This is a genomic window from Pseudoalteromonas sp. PSi26 (genome assembly GCF_054960575.1).
On sequence record NZ_JBHNYT010000005.1, the window covers coordinates 122,419 to 143,644 of the forward strand.

Here is a 21,226-nt window from a genome sequence, read left to right on the forward strand (position 1 = left end):
CGTTAAATGTTAATAAAAATGATAAAAAAGAAATCTTGCTATGAAGTGAGAAATATTCAAGAATGTGAATATGTATTCAAATTACTGTTGACTCTATTTGATATAGAGGCTAGTTTTGACCGGCTGTTAGCAAATCGTCGAGCAGTTCATTAACGCTAACAGTGAAGCAAGGGGAGGGGTCTATGTTATACGACTCGAAATTAGAGAAAGAAAATTGTGGCTTTGGCTTGATTGCCCAAGTTAATGGTCAGGCTAGTCACCGGCTTATTCGTACTGCTATTACTGGGTTGGATCGTATGCAACACCGTGGCGGTATTTCTGCTGATGGTAAAACAGGCGATGGCTGTGGTTTGCTTTTGCAAAAACCAGATAGTTTTTTCCGTGCTATTGCAAGTGAGCATAATTGGCACCTTGGTAAAAACTATGCAGTCGGCATGATCTTTTTAAATTCAGATCCTGTTTTAGCACAAGCTGCAAAGGAAATTCTTAGCGAAGAATTAGAAAAAGAAACGCTAAATATTTTAGGCTGGCGCGAAGTGCCTACCGACCCATCAATGCTAGGTCCAATTGCTGTGCAGCAATTACCGGGCTTTGAGCAAATTTTTGTAAGCGCACCTGAAGGTTGGCGTTCAAAAGATTTAGAACGTCGCTTATACGTAGCGCGCCGTCGTGCTGAAAAACGTTTAGCAGACGATGAATCATTTTACATTGCAAGTTTATCTGGATTAGTGACTATCTACAAAGGCCTTATGATGCCTGCAGATTTACCTAATTTTTATTTAGACTTAGCTGACATCCGTATGACCAGCGCGATTTGTGTTTTCCATCAGCGTTTTTCAACAAACACACAGCCTCGTTGGCCACTTGCTCAACCTTTCCGCTATTTAGCGCATAATGGTGAAATTAACACCATTGAGGGTAACCGTCAGTGGGCTCGTGCTCGTTCGTATAAATTTTCGTCTCCACTTATTCCAGATTTACAAAGCGCAGCGCCGTTTGTTAATGAAACAGGCTCAGATTCGTCAAGCCTCGATAACATGTTAGAGCTATTTTTAGCCGGTGGCATGGATTTATTCCGTGCGATGCGCATGCTTGTGCCACCGGCATGGCAAAAAAACCGTGCCATGGACGACGACTTACGTGCTTTTTATGATTTTAACTCCATGCATATGGAACCTTGGGATGGTCCTGCGGGGATTGTTATGTCAGATGGCCGCTTTGCAGCCTGTAACTTAGACAGAAATGGTCTTCGTCCTGCGCGTTATGTAATCACACAAGATGGTTTTATTACTCTTGCTTCTGAAGTGGGTATTTGGGATTACACCGCCGATGAAGTGGTTGAAAAAGGCCGAGTGGGGCCAGGTGAGCTTTTAGTAATTGATACCAAATTAGGCAAAATTTGGCACTCAGACGAAATCGATCAAGATTTAAAATCTCGCCATCCTTATAAGTCGTGGCTTGAAGAAAATGTTAAGCGCTTGACTCCTTTTGAAGAATTAAAAGAGCAAGATGCAGGCAATCGTTCATTTGACGATGAAACGTTAGCTAAATATCAAAAAATGTTTGGTTATACCAATGAAGAGTTGGATAGCGTTATTCGTGTAATGGGTGAAAACGGGCAAGAAGCGACAGGCTCAATGGGTGATGACACTCCGTTTGCTGTGTTGAGCGAAGGGCATCGTTCACTATACGATTACTTCCGTCAAAAGTTCGCACAAGTCACTAATCCGCCAATTGATCCTCTTCGCGAAAACCATGTTATGTCTTTGGCTACATGTATTGGTAGCGAACAAAATGTGTTTAACGAAACAACAGGCCACGCTAAGCGCTTACAGTTCGATACACCTATTTTAATGTATGCAGACATGCAGCAGCTACTAAATGCAGATGAAGCGCATTACAGCTATTGTAAAATTGATATTACTTACACTGTTGAAGAAGGTTTAGAAAACGCAGTTAAACGCATTTGCGATAAAGCAAAAGAAAAAGCAGCTGCTGGCTCTATCATGCTTATTTTAACTGATCGTAATTTTGACGATGTAAACCTACCTATACCTGCGGCTATGGCTGTAGGTGCAGTGCAAAAATGTTTGGTCGATAACAATTTACGCTGTGAATCAAACATCATCATTGAAACGGGTAGCGTAAGAGATCCTCATCAATTTGCAGTGTTACTTGGTTTTGGCGCAACAGCTATTTACCCATACCTAGCGTATGAGTCGTTAGTCGCGATGAGTGACAGTAAAATCATCGATAAATCTTACTGCGAGGTAACCCTTGCTTATCGTAAAGCAGTAAACAAAGGCTTATACAAAATAATGTCTAAAATGGGCATTAGTACAGTCGCTTCTTACCGTTGCTCAATGTTATTTGAAGCGGTGGGTTTATCTGATGCGGTTGTTGATATGTGTTTTAAAGGTGTGGCTAGCCGCATTAAAGGCGCATGTTTTACAGACTTTGATGACGATCAACAAAGTTTACACAAGCTTGCCTTAAGTAAACGTAAGTTACTTAGCCATGGCGGTTTATTTAAATATGTACATGGTGGTGAATACCATGCATATAACCCAGATGTAATCCAAACACTGCAGGTAGCAGTTCGCTCTGGTGAATACAGAGATTACAACGAGTATGCAAAGCTTGTTAATAATCGACCTATTTCAACATTACGCGATATGCTGGCACTTAAATTACCAGAAAATGGAATTAGCATTGATGATGTAGAGCCTGCAGAAGCGCTTTACAAACGCTTTGACTCAGCTGCAATGAGTATTGGTGCTTTATCGCCAGAGGCTCATGAAGCACTCGCAATTGCAATGAACCGTCTAGGTGGTTGTTCAAATTCAGGTGAAGGTGGTGAAGATAAACTTCGCTACGGCACAGAGAAAAACTCACGTATTAAGCAAGTAGCTTCAGGTCGATTTGGTGTTACACCGCATTATTTACGTAGCGCAGATGTAATTCAAATTAAAGTAGCGCAAGGTGCAAAACCAGGTGAAGGCGGGCAACTTCCGGGTGAAAAAGTAACACCTTACATTGCTAAGCTTCGCTATTCGGTACCTGGCGTGACGTTAATTTCACCGCCACCACATCACGATATTTACTCTATTGAGGATCTTGCTCAGCTAATTTTCGACTTAAAGCAAGTCAATCCGAAAGCTCTTGTATCTGTAAAGCTAGTGTCGGAACCAGGTGTTGGAACCATAGCAACAGGTGTAGCTAAAGCATATGCTGATTTAATTACTATATCGGGTTACGACGGCGGCACAGGCGCAAGTCCGCTAACATCTGTAAAATATGCAGGCAGCCCATGGGAACTAGGTTTAGCTGAAACACAGCAAGCCCTAGTAGAAAATGGCCTTCGTCATCGTATTCGTTTGCAAACAGATGGTGGATTAAAAACAGGTTTAGATATTATTAAAGCCGCTATTTTAGGTGCTGAAAGCTTTGGTTTTGGTACAGGCCCTATGGTGGCATTAGGGTGTAAATATTTACGTATTTGTCATCTAAATAACTGTGCAACCGGTGTTGCAACGCAAGACGAAACACTTCGTCAAAAGCATTACCATGGTTTACCAGAAATGGCGATGAATTACTTCAAGTTTATTGCACAAGAAGCGCGTGAAATCATGGCAAGCTTAGGTGTTGCAAACTTAACAGATTTAATTGGTCGTCTTGATTTACTTGAAGCAATTGAGGGCAAAACAGCCAAACAGAAAAAGATAGATTTATCTTCTGTTATTGCGCAGCCAAACAATCCGACAGGCGAAACGTTATTTTGCAGCGCGCCAAATAGCTCACATTATTTAGGCAAGCTTAACGAAAGTCTATTAGGAAAAGCGCAAGAAGCGATAGATGCTTCAAGTGGTATTTCACTTGTAAGCCGAATTTGTAATACAGACCGATCAGTTGGCGCAATGTTATCAGGCTACATTGCTGATAAACATGGAAATCAGGGTATGGCGGCTGATCCGGTAGCAATCGAGCTCCATGGCACGGCTGGACAATCGTTTGGTGTTTGGAACGCAGGTGGCCTTGAAATGACCCTCGTTGGTGACGCTAATGACTACGTTGGTAAAGGCATGGCTGGTGGTAAGATAGTTATTCGTCCACCAGTGGGTTCATCATTTGAAAGTCATAAAGCAACGATTATTGGTAATACCTGTTTATACGGTGCAACGGGCGGTAAATTGTTTGCTGCAGGGTGCGCAGGTGAGCGTTTTGCAGTACGTAATTCAGGCGTGCAAGCAGTTGTTGAAGGCGTTGGCGATAATGGCTGTGAATACATGACCGGTGGTGTTGTGTGTGTGCTTGGTAATGTGGGTGTTAACTTTGGGGCGGGTATGACTGGTGGTTTTGCGTATGTGTTAGATGAGCGAAACGACTTTGAAAAACGCATAAACCCAGAGCTTGTCGAAGTTGTGACATTAGAAGCATTAACGTCACACCAAGAGCACTTACGTGGATTAATTGCTGAGCATTTAGAGCTAACAGGCTCATGCAGAGCAGAAAGTATTTTAGCTAATTTTGAGCTCTACTTACCTATGTTTAAATTAGTAAAACCTAAATCAAGCGACGTAAAAAGTTTACTCGGGCACCGCGCCCGTAGTAGTGCCGAACTACGTGTTCAGGCGCAATAAGGGGGCAGTATGAGCGAAAATGTATATCAATTTATAGACGTGCAGCGTGTAGATCCACGCAAAAAGCCAATTTCGTCACGTAAAAAATCATTTGTAGAAATTTACGAACCCTTTTCAGAAAATCAGGTTAACTCTCAAGCGGATCGTTGCTTGGATTGTGGTAACCCATATTGTGAATGGAAATGTCCAGTACATAATTACATTCCACAGTGGCTTAAGCTAATTCGAACAGGGCGTATATTAGAAGCTGCGGAGCTTTCTCATCGAACAAACAGCTTGCCTGAAGTATGTGGCCGTGTTTGTCCGCAAGACCGCTTGTGTGAAGGCTCATGTACACTCGATGAAGAGTTTGGTGCCGTAACGATAGGCAATATTGAAAAGTATATTACCGATACCGCGTTTAAAATGGGTTGGAAGCCAGACATGTCTTATGTGACATGGACGGATAAAAAAGTAGCTATTATTGGTGCAGGCCCGGCGGGTTTGGGTTGTGCGGATATTTTAGTTCGAAATGGTGTTAAGCCTGTTGTGTTTGACCGTCACCCAGAAATTGGTGGATTACTTACATTTGGTATTCCTTCTTTCAAACTAGAGAAAGAAGTAATGCAAAAACGTCGTGAAATTTTCACTGAAATGGGCGTGGAGTTTAAGCTGAATGTTGAAGTAGGTGTAGACATCACTATGGATGATATTTTAGCTGACTATGATGCTGTATTTTTAGGCGTTGGTACGTATCAGAGTATGCGTGCAGGGCTTGAAAATGAAGATGCACCAGGTGTTCACGATGCGCTGCCGTTTTTAATCGGTAACACTAACCGTGTTATGGGTTACGACGAAACGAATCAAGCTTATATTGATATGGCAAACCAGAAGGTCGTTGTACTAGGTGGTGGCGATACTGCGATGGACTGTGTAAGAACGTCTATAAGACAGGGAGCTGCAAAAGTAACGTGTGCGTACCGCCGTGATGAAGAAAATATGCCAGGCTCTAAGCGTGAAGTTAAAAATGCCAAAGAAGAAGGGGTTATATTTACATATAATGTCCAACCTAAAGGCATTGTGCTAGACGCTAACGGCCATGTTGCAGGCGTAAAAATGGTTAAAACTAAGCTAGGTGAGCCAGATGCGAATGGTCGTAGCCGCGCAGAAGAGGTCGCCGATTCAGAGCACGTTATTGACGCAACGCAAGTAATTATGGCGTTTGGTTTCAAGCCACACAAAATGGACTGGTTAGAAAAGTATGACGTAGAAATAAACCATTGGGGCGGTATTAACGCACCAGAGCAAGGTGAATTTACACATCAAACAACTAACCCTAAAATATTTGCTGGTGGCGATATAGTGCGTGGTTCGGATTTAGTAGTAACTGCTATTTTTGAAGGCCGTAATGCAGCTGAAGGTATTATGGATTATTTAAAAGTTTAATTTAATATTTTCGGAAATCGACAATTTAAAAGCAAGCCAAGTGGCTTGCTTTTTTGTGCTTGAAACGAATTAGGTACCATTTATTTTTAACCATTTTATTTTCGATGATAATTTGGTTGTATTACCAAGCTACACTCATGAATAGTTTTAAGATTCATAAAGTTAAAATTTTCTAAAAAAAGGTACCAGTATTAATTTTACATCAGTCATACTTTAATCTTGATTTAACTGCTGAAAAAGGGGAGTATTGAATGTTACTCAGAAAAATTGGTCATAACTTTGCTGAAAATTAACTCAATAATATAAGAAAAATCACGCTTATTATGCATGAACATTTAAATAATCCAGAAAGAAAACTGATAGTTAGGTTCTTCTCATCAATAGGCTTTATAGCAACCTTGGTGATGGGCTGCATTGCATTGACTAGCAGCGATTATTTTTTATTTTTTACCTTAATATGTTCTTCGCTAATTTACGCATGGGCGCTTAGTGTTTATAAGAACGTTGAAAAGTCAGCTAGTGCTATCCTTTATAACCTCTATGCATTGATGATTTACCTTGTTTTAACTGGGGGCGCTCAGGGAACCGGTCCTATTTGGATATTCATAGTTTCGCCAGTCACATTTTCAATTAGAGGCTTAAAGCACGGTATCGTTGATATTGTTTTGTTTTTATTAGCGGTTATATTAGCTTTTTATTGTGCGCATACCTTTAGTATTCATAACTATCAACCTGATCAATTTCCCTATCGAGTTATATTTTCATTTATTATTGTCGCAATGTTGAGTGGCTTTTATGAAAACTCAAGGGAAAAATACAATCAAAAAATATTAGCACTGAGTAAAAAAAATGAATTGTTAGCGACGATTGACCCTTTAACCGGATTGCCTAACCGGCGCTTTACAATGAATAAGCTTAGAGAATTTAAATTAGCGCTCACGAAGGAGCAGACACCGTTTGTACTTATTTTGTGCGATGTAGACAACTTTAAAAAAGTTAACGACGAGTACGGACATAGTTTTGGTGATGAAGCGCTTATACACTTAGCTAATATTTTAAAGCAACATATTCCTAATAATGCCGTTGCATCACGCTGGGGCGGGGAAGAATTTTTGATTGCCATTCCGCATGTATTTAATGCAAAGGGCGTAGAAATAACAAATAAAATACATGCCGCGCTAAAGCAATTTCCGGTTAATACATCTTCTGCGAGTTTAAGCTTAACGATTAGTATGGGGGTTGTTCAATCCCATGAAAGCGACTCTATAGACATTGATATCAAACGCGCAGATGAATTGCTTTATAAAGCTAAAGAGCAAGGTAAAAACAGGACTTGCTCAGAGTAGATTTATTATTCCATTGAGAATGAATCAAGTGTTGGCTTTACCTTAGCAATTCGCCTTTTTAAACTCATAAAACAAAATACATTACACAGTAATTGGGTCAGCAAAACACATGTATAACTAAAAATTAAATTATTCGAATTACCACCCTGGTAACTCATTAAATTGTAAACACTAAGAATTAGCTGAACGAATAACGTTACATTTAAAAAGCTCAATAAGTGTTTCTTAAACTGTGTGTGTTTATAGCCGCTAAATAAAGTTAACAATATACTAATTAAAACCAGTAGCCAGCTTACAATAATAAAAATTAAAGCAGTCTTAGTAATCATATAAAGGCCTTGCTGAAAATTGAAACCCTACTTGGTTATTAATTAAATCTAAATTACACATGCGCTTTTTATTAACTCTTTTGCGTTTGCTTTTGCTGTTTTACTAATATTGTCGCCGCCAAGCAACCTTGCTATTTCGTCTACTCTACCGTCTTTTGTTAGTGCCAGCATGTTGGTAAAGGTTTCACCTTTGGAAATTTCTTTTGCTACAAAAAACTGCTGATGCGCACTACTTGCAACCTGCGGTAAATGGGTAACACAGATCACTTGAGTCGATTTACCAAGTTGTCTTAATAACTTTCCAACAGCAGAGGCTGTAGGTCCAGAAATACCTACGTCTACTTCATCAAATATCAATGTTGGTGTTGTTACTTTTTGGGCAATAATAACCTGAATAGCTAAGCTAATACGCGAAAGCTCACCACCAGACGCCACCTTAGCCAAAGGCTGAAGGGGCTGTCCTGGGTTGGTCGATACTAAAAACGAAACGCTATCATGCCCTAAAAGATTGGGGGCTCGTTCAGGATCTTCAGTAAGCGATATTTCAAATACACCATTTTCCATGGATAAATTTGCCATGCTTTCGCTTATTAAGCTGTTTAAGGTGTTTGCATAACTTCTGCGGCTAATACTTAGCGCTTCACTTGCTTGCTTGTAGTCAAGCAATGCATCGTTTATTTCAGAATCAAGTTGCTCCAAACGCGAACTATTATTACTAATTGACTCGAGTTCTTTTGAGATTGACTGATGAAATTCAACTAATGCTTGCGGTTTTATATGGTGCTTACGAGCTAAGTCCATTGCGCCGCTTAACCTGTTTTCTATTTCTGTTAAACGGGCAGGGTCTAAATCAATTTGTTCCGTATAATTGCGAATTTCTCGACTAGCTTCTTCTACTTGAACAGCAGCTTCTTCTAACATTGCTGCTACACTTGCTAAGCTTTCATCATATTGTGCTAAATCTGCAAATTGTTGTGCGCTGTGCTGTAAAACAGAACACGCGCTTTGTTCTTCACCTTCATATAGGTATTGCAGCTCTTTTTGACATGATTCTAAAATGGTTTGGCTATTACTTAGCTTGTAATGTTCGGCTTCAATTTGTTCAAACTCGCCGTCTTGTAAAGCAAATTCGTCAAGTTCTGCCACTTGGTATTCTAGTAGTTGTTTTTGAGCGGCTTGTTGTAATTGCTGTTGTTCAAGCTGTTTAAATTCTTTTTGAAGGTTGGCAAATTGTTTATAACTTTCAGTTACTTTTACAACCAGATCTTGATGGCCAGCGTATGCATCAAGCAGTTGTAATTGATGTTCAGCTTTTAAAAGGTGTTGATGAGCATGTTGCCCATGTATAGAAATTAAATACTGTCCTAGCTCTTTTAGCTGAGAAGCAGTCACTGAGCTTCCGTTAATATAACTTTTGCTCCTGCCGTTCTTGCATACAACACGTCTAAGTAAGCAATCGTTATCAGTGCTGGTTAGAAAGTGTTGTTCCAAAAATGCTTGAGCGAGTGGGAGTGCACTTATATCAAATTGAGCGCATACCTCGGCTTTGTCTGCTGAAGGTCTTACCGCAGAGGCTTCAGCGCGCTCTCCAAGACATAATGAAAGTGCATCAATAGCAATAGACTTACCAGCGCCTGTTTCACCGGTAATGGCAGTCATGCCATTTTGCCATTCAGTGCTCAAGTTACTAACTATCGCAAAATTTTTAATTTCTAAACCAACTAACATACTGTTTATCCATCCAGTTAATTAACTGGTAATTTATACAGTGTTTAGCTTTTTTGCAAATTAATTTTTGATTATTTAGGCAATATTAGCATGTTGATTGAGCTGGTTGTTTGAGTCTTGATTTTCTGAAGAGTATTCATTTTCTTTATTATCAATGGGTTGTGATGTGTCATTCGTTTTTATTAATTCGATAAGGTTTGGTAATGCCTCTGAGTAAAACGTTTTGTTATACGCGATACCTTGCTGCGGAAGTTCAGACACAAAATATTGGATGTTTTCCTCCAAACTTTGGCCATTGCCAATTTGATTAGCTTTGGTCAATTCGTTAGATAGTGTGCTAATTAAGAAATCAGATACATCTTCAAGGGTTTGTAAATTCTCGTCCGTGTGCTTTTGAACAACAAAAAAATTAGACACTATTGCTTGAATTCGCGGTGCGTATTTGGGGCGAAGAATTTTCACCTCTACTAATTCATTTAATTTTGACTTTAGACGTCCGCCAACTTGCGACACTCGTTCATTGAATTGTTTTTTTTGCGCTTCAATTGCTTTGCGTCGATTGCTTTCTATTTTTAAGTAGGTTGCTAAAAGGGTAATTAACAGTAGCAAAGCAAAAAATACGACATATGTCATTGCTATTTGTTCCTAAATTTGGAGTATTGTTTTTATAAACTGCATTTTGCGCTAAAGACAATGCTTTAGCAATAAAATTAGTATAAACGACTACCCCAATTTAATTTTGTACGTAAAACGTTGTAATAAGAGTAGTTTTTTGGATGGATTAACCGCAATTTTTTATCTGCTTTTTTAATGACTACTTCATCACCGGGTAAAACGGCAAGCACAACGTGACTGTCGCAGCTGACTTGCAAGCTGTCAGTATTGTCTAAACTAAGTTTTAGCCTCACTTCGTTATCGGCGTCTACCACTAATGGCCTACTTGATAGCGTGTGCGGAAACATAGGTACTAAAGATATTGCATTTAACTCAGGCGTTAATATTGGACCACCACCAGAAAGTGAGTAAGCAGTTGACCCTGTTGGCGTAGATACAATTAGGCCATCGGAGCGCTGAGAGAATACAAAGTCGCTATTTATAAATGCCTCAAACTCAATCATGTGAGCCACTTTATCTGCATGTAATACGGCTTCGTTTACCGCTAAATTGGCACTTTTTAATTCATTGTGACGATAAACTTCTACTTCCAATAAAAAGCGGTTTTCTTCTATAAACTGGCCACTCAGAACATGTTCGAGGCTAGCTTCAAAACCTTCAGGGTTTAAGTCGGTTAAAAAACCAAGGTTTCCTCGGTTAACGCCAATTACAGCAATGTTGAAACGAGCAAGCACACGCGCTGCTCCCAACATATTTCCGTCACCGCCCACTACAATTGCAAGGTCAGCGTGTTCGCCCAAATCAACCAGTTTAACAAGGTTTTCTTTGGGGACATCGACTAACTGTCCACCAGTGCGTTTTTCAACAATCACTTCAAAACCAAGTGCCAGTAAAAATGTATGCAAACGCTGCAAAGTGGCAGCCGCTTTTGGGTGGTTTGGTTTGCCAATAAGGCCAATAGTATTGAAAGGTGAGTTCATAATCTGCACACTAAAAGTTTTGATGTTTGTAGAGTAACTCAAAAGCAAAGTGTTTGAAAATACAGATTTTACCTAAATGAGTATGATTCAATTTAGTTTAAAATAAATTTGTTTTATATTGTTCTACAAAGGGGAAATGACTTGAAATAGCAGCAAATGCCCCGATATACCTTTCATGCAACAAGATGTAGATATCATGAAATTAAATCCGCGCGATCAGCAAATATTTTCAGCTGTAATGAACATGTACTGTAACGGTGAGGGATTGCCGGTTCCATCAACAAAAATTGCTAAGCTAAAAAGCATGGCTGTGTGTTCAGCAACCGTTCGTAATGCAATGGCCCGTCTTGAGAAAGTAGGTTTATTGTATTCCCCCCACACTTCTGCAGGACGCGTACCTACAGATGAAGGGTTTAATTATTGGTTTGATGAGTTTTTTCCATTATCAGATATTGCTAGTTACTGGGAGCCAGAACAAGCACAGCTAGTTGAATTGGCACATGGCTTGAGTCAAAAGTATCAGGTGTGCTGTTGTGTTGGTTTACCGCAAGTGAGCTCACAGCATGTATTTAGAGTTGAAGTACTTGATTTTGATTCTACCGATTGGCTTATTTTATTGATAGATCGAGCAGGCCAAAGCCATAATATTTGCATTGATAAACCACATGATGCTTCAGATACGGTTCGTTATCAGTTTGCAACGTGGTTAAATACAGTCTTTAGTCAACAAACATTGATGGAAGGCTTGTATAGAATGCAAGCAATGGCAAACACAGCGCCTAAAAACTGTCATGACTCACTTACTCAATGGACACGGCAGCTAAGTCAAAAGTTAGGTTCAGATAATAGTATTGTTGTGGGCGAAAACTACCTTTATAAAAAAATAAATTGTGAGCAAAGCCTAAATATAGGCGTGTCATTTCTAAATTTTGTTGAAGATGCTCTGGCATTTAAAAATGGTGTTTCGGTGATCAGCGGAAAAAAACTTCCGTTTAGTGAATGTAACGATCTAATAACCATTAGCGTTCCTTACTTTCAAAACCAAGAATACCAAAGCCGCTTTTGTATAATCTGCCCAAAATCAGCGCAAATAGAACAAATAATCCAAGAATTTAAATTAATTGAGTCATCGAACTCTTGAATCTTTTTATTCAATCCCCATAATTACCGCAATTGAAAAGAATTGGAGCATGTATTTTATGTCTGAGCAGACACAAAACCCAGAGCAAGAAGTAGAACTAAACGAAGAAATTGAGCAAATAGAAGCAGATGTAGAAGCAGCGGTGGATGCCGCGGAACAACATGCAGAAGAGCAAAGCCCTGAAGCTGAAATTGCGATGCTTTACGCAGAACTAGAAGCTGCTAAGCAAACTATTGCAGACCAAAAAGACGGTGTGATCCGTGCCGCTGCCGACGTTGACAACATTCGCCGCCGTGCTGCACAAGATGTAGAGAAAGCACACAAATTTGCACTTGAAAAGTTTGCTAACGAATTACTTCCTGTGATTGATAATCTTGAGCGTGCTATTGAGTTTTCTGATAAAGAAAACGAAACGTTAAAGCCGTTGCTTGAAGGTATTGATATGACAGTTAAAAGCTTTAACGATGCGGTTGCTAAATTCGGTGTTGAAGTTGTTAACCCACAAGGCGAGCAATTTAACCCAGAGTTCCATCAAGCTATGTCAATTCAGCCAAGCAACGATGTAACACCAAACACTGTGCTTGCTGTAATGCAAAAAGGCTACACATTAAATGGACGTTTATTACGCCCGGCAATGGTTATGGTTTCAAAAGCGGCTGACGCTTAATTTAGCTATTTAACGCTTTAAAAATGCCTCAAATTGAGGCATTTTTTTTGTCTTTTTTATAATGAATTATTTGCACTAATATAGTCAGTAGTACCGCGCTAAACATGAGGCTAGAAAATGGCACAGAGCTTTGAGCATGCATAACCGCAAGAATAGGGCCTACTAGGGCACCGCTGCCAAACCTAAGCGTACCAATCACGGCAGTAGCTGTGCCGGTGTTTTTTTCAAATTTCATGAGTATTAATGAATCGGCATTACTGGCAGTTACGCCTAAACTCATCATTAATGGTGCGATTGCAGCGACTATATAGTAAAGCGATAAATGCAAAATACTAAAAGTTAAAAGGCATAGCCCTGATACAAAACCGCACACCAAGCCAATATATAACATTTTGCGTGAACCGATACGTGGCACAATGCGTGTATTTAAAAAGTTACCAAACATCAATGCCATCACATTAAAGGCAAATAGTACCCCAAACAGTTGCTCCGACACTTTGTATAAGTCTAAATAAATAAAAGGCACTGAGGTTAAAAAGCAAAAAAAGCCAAACGAGACAAACATTGAGCTTAAAATATCTGCGCGTGCATCGGTATTACTCAAAACAGTTTTATAACTGTCAAAAAAGAGTGCTAAGCCTTTCTTTTCGCTGGTATGAATAGGTATATCAATTAAATATATTTGCACAAACACAAGGATTATAAAGCTGTAAGCTGCTAATACTAAAAATATGGTGGACCAAACCGAAAATCCTAAAATAAATGAGCCCACAGATGGTGCTATTAATGGTGCAACCATCATGATCATCGATACATACGACATACCTTTTGCCGTATTTTGCTGATAAATATGCCTTATTATCCCTGGCACAACTACCGTAGCTGCAGCGCCAGTAAAGGCTTGTACTGCTCTTAGTACCCAAAAAGTATGGATTTCTGTTGTAAATGCTAACGCGGTAGAGGTTAATCCAAATAACGTTAAACCAATTTTAGCAAGTTTTCGGCGGCCAATTTGATCCGCTATTGGGCCAAAAAACAACATGCCTAACGAGTAACCTGCTAAATAAATGCTGAGCGATATTTGTACGTTTGGCATACTTGTTTGTAAATTATTCGCAATGACCAACATTGCGGGTAAGTACATATCAATTGCAAGGGGCGTAATAGCAACAATACTGGCTAATAAAGGCAATAAAATACGGGTATTAAAAGACGTAGACGAGGCGCCCATACATAAACTCAAGGTAACTAAAACAAGGGCTATAGTGTAGCAGGGCATTGTATATGTATAAACGTAGTTTAGCCGGAACGTTACTTACTTCACCGCAAAGTACTTACCTTAAACCAATGATTTTAAACTGGCACTGTGTTTGCTATGCTACTTGCAGTATAAATGACTTAAGGTAATACAATGAAAAAATTGGTATTGGCAGTAATAGCAACAGCTGTTTTAGCAGGGTGTAAAACATCGCCAACAGGGCGTACTCAAATAGCGCTTTATTCAGATCAGCAAATGAGTGAAATGGGTACGGCGAGTTTTGCTGACATGAAAAAAAATCAGCCAATTAATAAAGATCCAAAAACCATTACATATGTAAATTGTATTGCCAATAAAGTAATTGCCGTTTTACCTAATGAGTATGCATCTCAAAACTGGGAAGTGGTCGTGTTTGAAGATGACTCAGCAAATGCCTTTGCTTTGCCTGGCGGTTACATTGGTGTTCACACTGGATTACTTAAAATAGCGACTAATCAAGATCAAGTAGCTACCGTTTTAGGACATGAAGTAGGGCACGTAATTGCAGAGCACTCTAATGAACGTGTGTCACAAAGTTCATTGTTAAGCACGGGAATGCAATTGGGGAGTGTTGCGCTAGAAATGGGTAACGTGCAATACCGCAATGAAATTATGCAAGGGCTGGGCTTGGGCGCTCAATATGGTGTGGTTTTACCGTTTAGCCGCTCACATGAATCTGAGGCCGACACCATTGGTCTTGATTTAATGGCTAAAGCGGGTTTCAACCCAAAAGAGTCGGTTACGCTTTGGCAAAATATGAGCCAAGCGGGCAGTGGTGCAACGCCGGAATTTTTGTCTACCCACCCAGCACCAACGAGCCGTATTGCAAATTTGCAGTCGCAAATGACAAAAGCACTAAGTGAGCAAAGTACTGCAAACTCTCAAGGAAAAAGGCCACGGTGCTCACTTTAGTTGAGCTTTTAACAGTATAAAACAGTGGCGTATAGTGTTGAAGCGCTAATAAAATAAAACCCCTGAATGTAAAATACTTTCAGGGGTTTTATTTTGTCGGTTATGTGGGTTATTCAGTAGCGAGTGCCTCTTTAAATACAGTTTTAAAGCGCTCAAAGTCTTTTATATGTGGTAAGTGGCCTAAATTATCGAGTTCATATAATTTAGCATTGAGGATAAGCGATGCGGCATTTTTGCCCAACTTATCGTATCGACCAAGCTCATAATCTACACCGGTTTTTTTCCAGTTTCGGCCTGGTCCTGTTCTATCGCAAGTACCAATAATTAACTTGACTGGCACAGCAAAGTCCTTAAATTCAGTAATAACCGGTTGAGTGAAAATCATATCGTATGTTTTAGCATTAACCCACGCCATGTGAGCTTTATCCGGCCCTTGTATTTGCCCTGTAATAAAGTTCGTTAATGCTGAATATATAGCGTTCCATTTACCATTGTAATAGTTTTTTTGCTGATATTTTTTACGCGCTTGGGCGTTTTAGCAAGCTCATTTTTATAAAAGAAGTTGGTGTCTTTGTATTCAACATAATGTAAGTAGTTTTCAAGCCCTATGGGGTTAAGCAAAACCAATTTAGTTGTTGTATTGGGATACATTAAAGCAAAGCGACTTGCCAACATGCCGCCCATAGAATGGCTAACTAGAATTGTTTGTTTTAAGTTAAGGGAGTCCATTAACGCATGTGTATGGTGGGCAAGCGATGCAAACGAATACTGATAGTTAGTTGGTTTAGATGATTTACCAAAGCCAATTTGATCAGGAATTAATACACCAAAGCCAAGCGATTGTAAGTACTGCGCTGTAGTCGTCCAATAATCAGCATTAAAATTTTTGCCGTGCATGAGTGTCACGGTAGGCATCTTTTCTTTGGTAGGCTTTAGGTAAATATACGCCATCTTTAAAGACTGCTTTTGTGATTCAACGCTGAATTAATTTACTTTAAAGTCATATTGATAACTGCTTAAAAGGGCATCGTAAGATAGGGACTCTGTATTTACTTCACTACTTGCTAAAGTATTATTAGTCAAAGCTAACAAGGCTGTAAAACACACCATTTTAATTGACATCATTTCGTTATTGCTTCAAAGGTAAAGCATGTGGCTTAAAAGAAATACGACAATAACTAAGTAATTACAACCATTCAATTAAATACTTTCATGGCATAAAAAAAGGAGCGCTTAATAGGGCTCCAATTTATGTGATTTTAACGCATTGTAATTGCTTAAAAGGTCCACTCTACATGTATTTGCGGAACTGACTCTGTCACTTCAGTACCTAGCTTGTTATGCCAGTATTGAAGCTCCATGCCGAGTAGCAACGTATTTTCTTTCATTTCAAAGGCATGGCCTATGTCCCATACTAAAATAGGTTGTGCGAGTATCCATGCCTCTACATCGTTTCCAAATTCGTCTTCACGTTCTGCAATGTATTCTGCGTGCCCTTTAAAGCTGAACTTTTGTGAGCCAATAGTAAAAGGGTATTCAAAAGCTACATCAAACATCCAACTATTTGTTTCTATGGGGGCGCCGCCTTTAGCAACACCTTCGCTGTCGTCAATATAGGCTGTTACTATTGTTTGAAAGAAGTTAAAACCTGGTACATCCCAGTTTAATTTAACACCCGGCAGGTATTTCACCATTTTGGCATCGCCAGCAATATTTATACCGCCAGTAAGGCCAACATCTAATAACGCACCGGTGCCAATTTTTTCACCGCTGAGCGCCGATAAGCTGACGGTTGAATACCACTCGCCGTAAAAATCGCTATCTTGATAGCCGTCAGTTTTATCGTCTTTACTGTAATCGATAAAAAAGAAGTTATCGCCGTAATCGTAACCCGATGCATGTTGAACTGAGTAAACCGTGGTATCTGACTCTTGCTCAGTAAAAGGGTTTTTTTGGTCGCCATTGTTAATATGTAATGCTGTGCTGCTCCAATTAGCGGCAAAAGCAGAAGACGATAAAGCAATGGATGTAAGGGTAAAAAAGGAGAGTATTTTATTTAATTTCATAATTTGTATTTAACTATAACTTGAGTGACACGCGAAGGCGCGCATTATAGCAAACGTGATTAATATGTAGAGTAATAAGTTGCAGCTTGTTTTTAAGCTGCAACAGGGGGGGCAAAGGTTTTAAGCTTTATTACGACGCAAACAAATTATTGCTATAGCGGTAAATGCTAAAATGAAACAATAATAAGACGATGTTGAGACTTCCCAAGGGCTAATTTTAAACGTAGCGCCAAGTAAAAGTGCTTGTGCTCCATAAGGCAAAGAGCCCTGAGTTACACAAGCAAAAATATCAAGTAGGCTTGCAGAGCGTTTGCCACTAATTTGACCATCGTCAGCTAACTTCTTAGCAATAGGGCCCGCCACAATAATTGAAACGGTATTATTGGCAATACAAACGTTACTTGTCATCACAAGGGCTGCAATACCAAGCTGGTCAGCTACTTTGCGGTGCCATTTTGCAATAACTTTGGTAATGGCTTGAATTTTTTGAGCAATAAAATCAAGTCCACCATTGATGCGAATAAACTCAGAAAGACCACCAATAAACATAGAGAGTAAAAATATTTCCTGCATATCGGTAAAGCCTTGATAAATGTCTTTTACAAAGCTAGACCCTTCGTAGCTACCGGTAAAGCCCATTAATGCAGCAAATATAATGCCGCTAAATAACACAACAAATACATTTAGGCCTGCTACGGCGAGAACTAAAATAAAAGCATAAGGTAGCACTAACCAAATATCGTAATCTTGTGTCTCAACCACTTGCGCTGCAGGCGTAAGGTAAAACAATAAACCGATTGTTAAAATTGCGGCTGGTACTGCAATTTTAAGGTTTTCTTTAAACTTATCTTTCATTTCACAGCCTTGAGTACGCGTAGCTGCAATTGTGGTGTCTGAAATAATTGACAAGTTATCGCCAAACATAGCGCCAGACACAATAGTACCTGCCATAAGAGCGGGGTCTATGCCTGTTTTAATCGATACCGCATAAGCAATTGGGCCAATCGCCCCAATAGTGCCCATTGATGTGCCCATAGCTGTAGATACAACCGCGGCAATTAAAAATAAACCAGGAAGTAATAAAGCAGGTGGTATCAGTGATAAACCTGCATTTACTACGGCGTCAACCCCCCCTGTTGCACTGGCCACTGCAGAAAAAGCACCAGCAAGCAGGTAAATTAAACACATAGTAATAATATTATTATGCCCAGCCCCTTTTATAAAGGTTTCAACACATTGATTAACAGTGCCTTTATTAAGTATAAAGGCAAGCATAATGGCGGGTAATATTGCCACCGGTGCTGGGAGTTGATAAAAAGCGTAATCAATCCCTTGAGATTGCAGGTATAAACCAGAACCTAAAAATAGGGCTACAAATGTAAGAAGGGGTAGTAAAGAAAGTATTGCTTTGTTTTTATTAAATGATGGCTGCATCATAATCCTCGAAACCAATTAATTACCACAGCCAAAAATTCCTCTTTTAGCTGAATTTAGCAAGTCTATCTACGTTGTTAAAAGCTAACAAATAGTAGAACAGTGCAGCGCCCGCAAGCCAAAGACCAAATCGACGCGAAGAGGAAGTTTAAATGTATAGATGGCTAAAGTAAACTGGTATTGTTATTATTCTTTTATTAAAGGGTTGACTGACTATTACATGACTTTTAGATAAAATCTACTAAGTACGTTACTTTCAGTGATTGATGTTAACTGAGCGGTATATACACTCAATATATACAAAACGATCGGTTTACGGTTTAAACAAAAATAAATTAAGGCATAGTGATGATTCGAATAGGTGTTTTTGGTGCTAACGGCAGAATGGGTTTAGCTTTATTGGAAGCCGCAACAATAAAAGAGCAAACACAACTAACAGGCGCCTATGTTCGCAGTGGGTCATCGTTAATTGGAGTTAATGTAAACCAAGTCAATAGCGCTGCCGATAAAAACGTATCTTTTAGCGACGAAAATACACTCGAAAGTGTTGATGTGTTAATTGATTTCACCCTGCCAGACGGTATGCGTAGCCACTTAAAGCGTGCTGTTGAACAATCTCTCCCTTTAGTTATTGGCACAACAGGTTTAACGGCCGATGACATGGCATTATTAGAAAATGCTGCTAAACATATACCTATTGTATTTGCTCGTAACTACAGTGTTGGCGTAAATGTGTTACTAAATTTAGTTCAAACGGCTGCCACTAAGTTCGGTGACGATTTAGATATTGAGATATTTGAAGCGCATCACCGTCATAAAATCGATGCGCCATCGGGCACGGCTCTGGCAATTGGTGAGTCGATTGCAGATGCAAAAGGGTGGAACCACGAAGAGGTTGCTGTATACGATCGAAGCCAAATTGAAACTGAAAAATCTCAAAACGAAATTGGTTATTCAGTCCTAAGAGGAGGCGACATAGTAGGTGAACATACCGCATATTTTGCCGCAATGGGGGAAAGGCTTGAATTAACACACAAAGCAAGTTCGAGAATGACCTTTGCGCTAGGCGCTATAAGAGCTGCAAGCTGGTTGCAAAATAAACCGGTAGGACTTTATGATATGCAAGATGTACTCGATTTAAAGTAGTTTAGTATCTATTTTGGGTGTTTGGGTCTAATTTTAGCTAAAAGCACTTATTTGTTATGATTTACCAAATAATGTTAGACCTGAAACTCAACATCATGTAGTATACAGCCAATTTGCCAAAAATTACTAAATGCGTGTTTCCAATTATACCCAAGTGGCTAGTAAAATCAGGGGTTCAGTGGGAATGATAAGAGTTTTAGGCAAGAAAAAATGTTGAAGATTTAGCGGTTATATCGGCCTCATTTAAGACTGCGTAAAACAATTTAATCTCATACAAAATCTGGTTTTGACGATCCCTCTGGGTATTGGCGGGGTGATAAGCAATTTGCTTACTCCCGTTTTTTACTGTTAGGAGGTTTAACTTGACTAAATCCGCTCTGTTAGTCCTAGAAGACGGCACAGTGTTTCGCGGTACTGCAATCGGCGCTGACGGCATGTCAGTCGGTGAAGTGGTATTCAATACGTCTATGACTGGTTATCAAGAAATTTTGACTGACCCTTCGTACGCGGAACAAATCGTAACTTTGACGTACCCACATATCGGTAATACGGGTACCAACAGCGAAGATGAAGAAGCGAATCAAATATGGGCTAAAGGCCTAGTGATCCGTGATTTGCCACTGCTAGCAAGTAACTTTCGTAACGAGCAATCGTTAGATGATTACTTGAAAGAACGTAATATTTTAGGTATTGCGGACATCGACACCAGAAAGTTAACACGTATTTTGCGCGACAAAGGCGCTCAAAATGGTTGTATTATTGCTGGTGACGAACTAGACGAACAAAAAGCGCTACAAGCCGCGCAAGCCTTCCCAGGCTTAAAAGGTATGGATTTAGCAAAAGTTGTCTCAACCAAGGAAAATTTTGAGTGGCGCGAATCAAGCTGGACATTAGGTGAGGGGTTTAAAACCCTAGATACCGCTGATGAAAAGTTTCATGTTGTAGCCTATGACTTCGGTGTTAAGCGTAATATATTACGTATGCTTGTTGACCGTGGTTGTAAACTTACCGTAGTACCTGCACAAACCAGTGCTGCTGACGTACTCGCATTAAACCCCGATGGTATTTTCTTATCTAATGGCCCTGGCGATCCTGAGCCATGTACATATGCAATTGACGCGATAAAATCATTTTTAGAAACCGACACACCCATTTTTGGTATTTGTTTGGGTCACCAGTTATTAGCGCTTGCTTCAGGTGCTAAAACAGAAAAAATGAAATTTGGCCATCATGGTGGAAACCACCCAGTTAAAGATCTAGACCGCGATGTAGTAATGATCACAGCGCAAAACCATGGTTTTGCAGCCCAAGAATCAAGCCTACCAAGTACGCTTCGTGCAACACACAAATCACTGTTTGACGGTACGCTTCAGGGTATTCATCGTACAGATAAGCCAGCATTTAGTTTTCAGGGTCACCCTGAAGCAAGTCCAGGTCCGCATGATGCAGCCCCATTATTTGACCACTTCATCGATTTGATGCAAGCGCGTAAACACTAAT

The 21,226-nt window shown here is 39.7% G+C and carries 14 protein-coding genes and 1 pseudogene; 8 read left to right on the forward strand and 7 right to left on the reverse strand.

What is annotated here, in order from left to right; genetic code table 11:
• Window positions 1-182 precede the first annotated feature (182 nt).
• The 3 genes from gltB (at window position 183) to ACFI34_RS07150 (ending at window position 7,411) form a co-directional block, all read left to right on the forward strand.
• Window positions 183-4,640, forward strand: coding sequence for a glutamate synthase large subunit (gene gltB, locus ACFI34_RS07140; RefSeq protein ID WP_462672948.1), 4,458 nt, complete (start codon window positions 183-185; stop codon window positions 4,638-4,640).
• Between the two features lie 9 nt (window positions 4,641-4,649).
• Window positions 4,650-6,065 (forward strand): FAD-dependent oxidoreductase, encoded by a 1,416-nt coding sequence (locus ACFI34_RS07145; RefSeq protein WP_462672949.1) that lies wholly within the window; start codon window positions 4,650-4,652, stop codon window positions 6,063-6,065.
• Window positions 6,066-6,388: 323 nt separating this feature from the next.
• Complete coding sequence (locus tag ACFI34_RS07150; RefSeq protein WP_462672950.1) at window positions 6,389-7,411, forward strand: GGDEF domain-containing protein; 1,023 nt, start codon at window positions 6,389-6,391, stop codon at window positions 7,409-7,411.
• Between the two features lie 377 nt (window positions 7,412-7,788).
• On the opposite strand, the gene recN is transcribed toward ACFI34_RS07150, so the two are convergent.
• From recN to nadK, 3 genes are all read right to left on the reverse strand, one after another.
• The gene (gene recN, locus ACFI34_RS07155; RefSeq protein WP_462672951.1) at window positions 7,789-9,468 is read right to left on the reverse strand and encodes a DNA repair protein RecN; all 1,680 of its coding nucleotides are present in this window, start codon (window positions 9,466-9,468) and stop codon (window positions 7,789-7,791) included.
• 75 nt (window positions 9,469-9,543) lie between these two features.
• On the reverse strand, window positions 9,544-10,101 hold the full coding sequence (locus tag ACFI34_RS07160; protein ID WP_462672952.1) for a hypothetical protein: 558 nt from the start codon (window positions 10,099-10,101) through the stop codon (window positions 9,544-9,546).
• Window positions 10,102-10,178: 77 nt separating this feature from the next.
• Window positions 10,179-11,063 carry an NAD(+) kinase gene (gene nadK / locus ACFI34_RS07165; RefSeq protein WP_462672953.1) on the reverse strand — a complete coding sequence of 295 codons (885 nt, stop codon included), beginning with the start codon at window positions 11,061-11,063 and terminating at the stop codon, window positions 10,179-10,181.
• A 175-nt stretch (window positions 11,064-11,238) separates the two neighbouring features.
• On the opposite strand from nadK, the gene ACFI34_RS07170 reads away from it, so the two are divergent.
• Both ACFI34_RS07170 and grpE read left to right on the forward strand, forming a co-directional pair.
• Entirely contained in the window at window positions 11,239-12,204 is a 966-nt protein-coding gene (locus ACFI34_RS07170; RefSeq protein WP_006792423.1) for an HrcA family transcriptional regulator, read from the forward strand.
• A gap of 58 nt (window positions 12,205-12,262) precedes the next feature.
• Entirely contained in the window at window positions 12,263-12,871 is a 609-nt protein-coding gene (gene grpE, locus ACFI34_RS07175; protein ID WP_462672954.1) for a nucleotide exchange factor GrpE, read from the forward strand.
• 28 nt (window positions 12,872-12,899) lie between these two features.
• Here the strand turns inward: grpE and ACFI34_RS07180 are convergent, their stop codons facing one another.
• Window positions 12,900-14,102 (reverse strand): multidrug effflux MFS transporter, encoded by a 1,203-nt coding sequence (locus tag ACFI34_RS07180; protein WP_462672955.1) that lies wholly within the window; start codon window positions 14,100-14,102, stop codon window positions 12,900-12,902.
• 180 nt (window positions 14,103-14,282) lie between these two features.
• On the opposite strand from ACFI34_RS07180, the gene ACFI34_RS07185 reads away from it, so the two are divergent.
• The gene (locus tag ACFI34_RS07185) at window positions 14,283-15,080 is read left to right on the forward strand and encodes a M48 family metalloprotease (RefSeq protein ID WP_462672956.1); all 798 of its coding nucleotides are present in this window, start codon (window positions 14,283-14,285) and stop codon (window positions 15,078-15,080) included.
• 109 nt (window positions 15,081-15,189) lie between these two features.
• Here ACFI34_RS07185 and ACFI34_RS07190 read toward each other — a convergent pair.
• The 3 genes and pseudogenes from ACFI34_RS07190 to ACFI34_RS07200 form a co-directional block, all read right to left on the reverse strand.
• Window positions 15,190-16,205, reverse strand: a pseudogene (locus tag ACFI34_RS07190) (alpha/beta fold hydrolase).
• A gap of 152 nt (window positions 16,206-16,357) precedes the next feature.
• A complete protein-coding gene (locus ACFI34_RS07195; RefSeq protein WP_462672957.1) occupies window positions 16,358-17,146 on the reverse strand; it encodes a nucleoside-binding protein in 789 nt (262 codons plus the stop codon).
• Window positions 17,147-17,266: 120 nt separating this feature from the next.
• Window positions 17,267-18,580 carry a Na+/H+ antiporter NhaC family protein gene (locus ACFI34_RS07200; RefSeq protein WP_462672958.1) on the reverse strand — a complete coding sequence of 438 codons (1,314 nt, stop codon included), beginning with the start codon at window positions 18,578-18,580 and terminating at the stop codon, window positions 17,267-17,269.
• 348 nt (window positions 18,581-18,928) lie between these two features.
• Here ACFI34_RS07200 and dapB point away from each other — a divergent pair, with 348 nt between their 5' ends.
• Both dapB and carA read left to right on the forward strand, forming a co-directional pair.
• Complete coding sequence (gene dapB, locus ACFI34_RS07205; protein WP_462672959.1) at window positions 18,929-19,726, forward strand: 4-hydroxy-tetrahydrodipicolinate reductase; 798 nt, start codon at window positions 18,929-18,931, stop codon at window positions 19,724-19,726.
• A 362-nt stretch (window positions 19,727-20,088) separates the two neighbouring features.
• The gene (carA, locus tag ACFI34_RS07210; RefSeq protein WP_006792431.1) at window positions 20,089-21,225 is read left to right on the forward strand and encodes a glutamine-hydrolyzing carbamoyl-phosphate synthase small subunit; all 1,137 of its coding nucleotides are present in this window, start codon (window positions 20,089-20,091) and stop codon (window positions 21,223-21,225) included.
• Window position 21,226 lies beyond the last annotated feature (1 nt).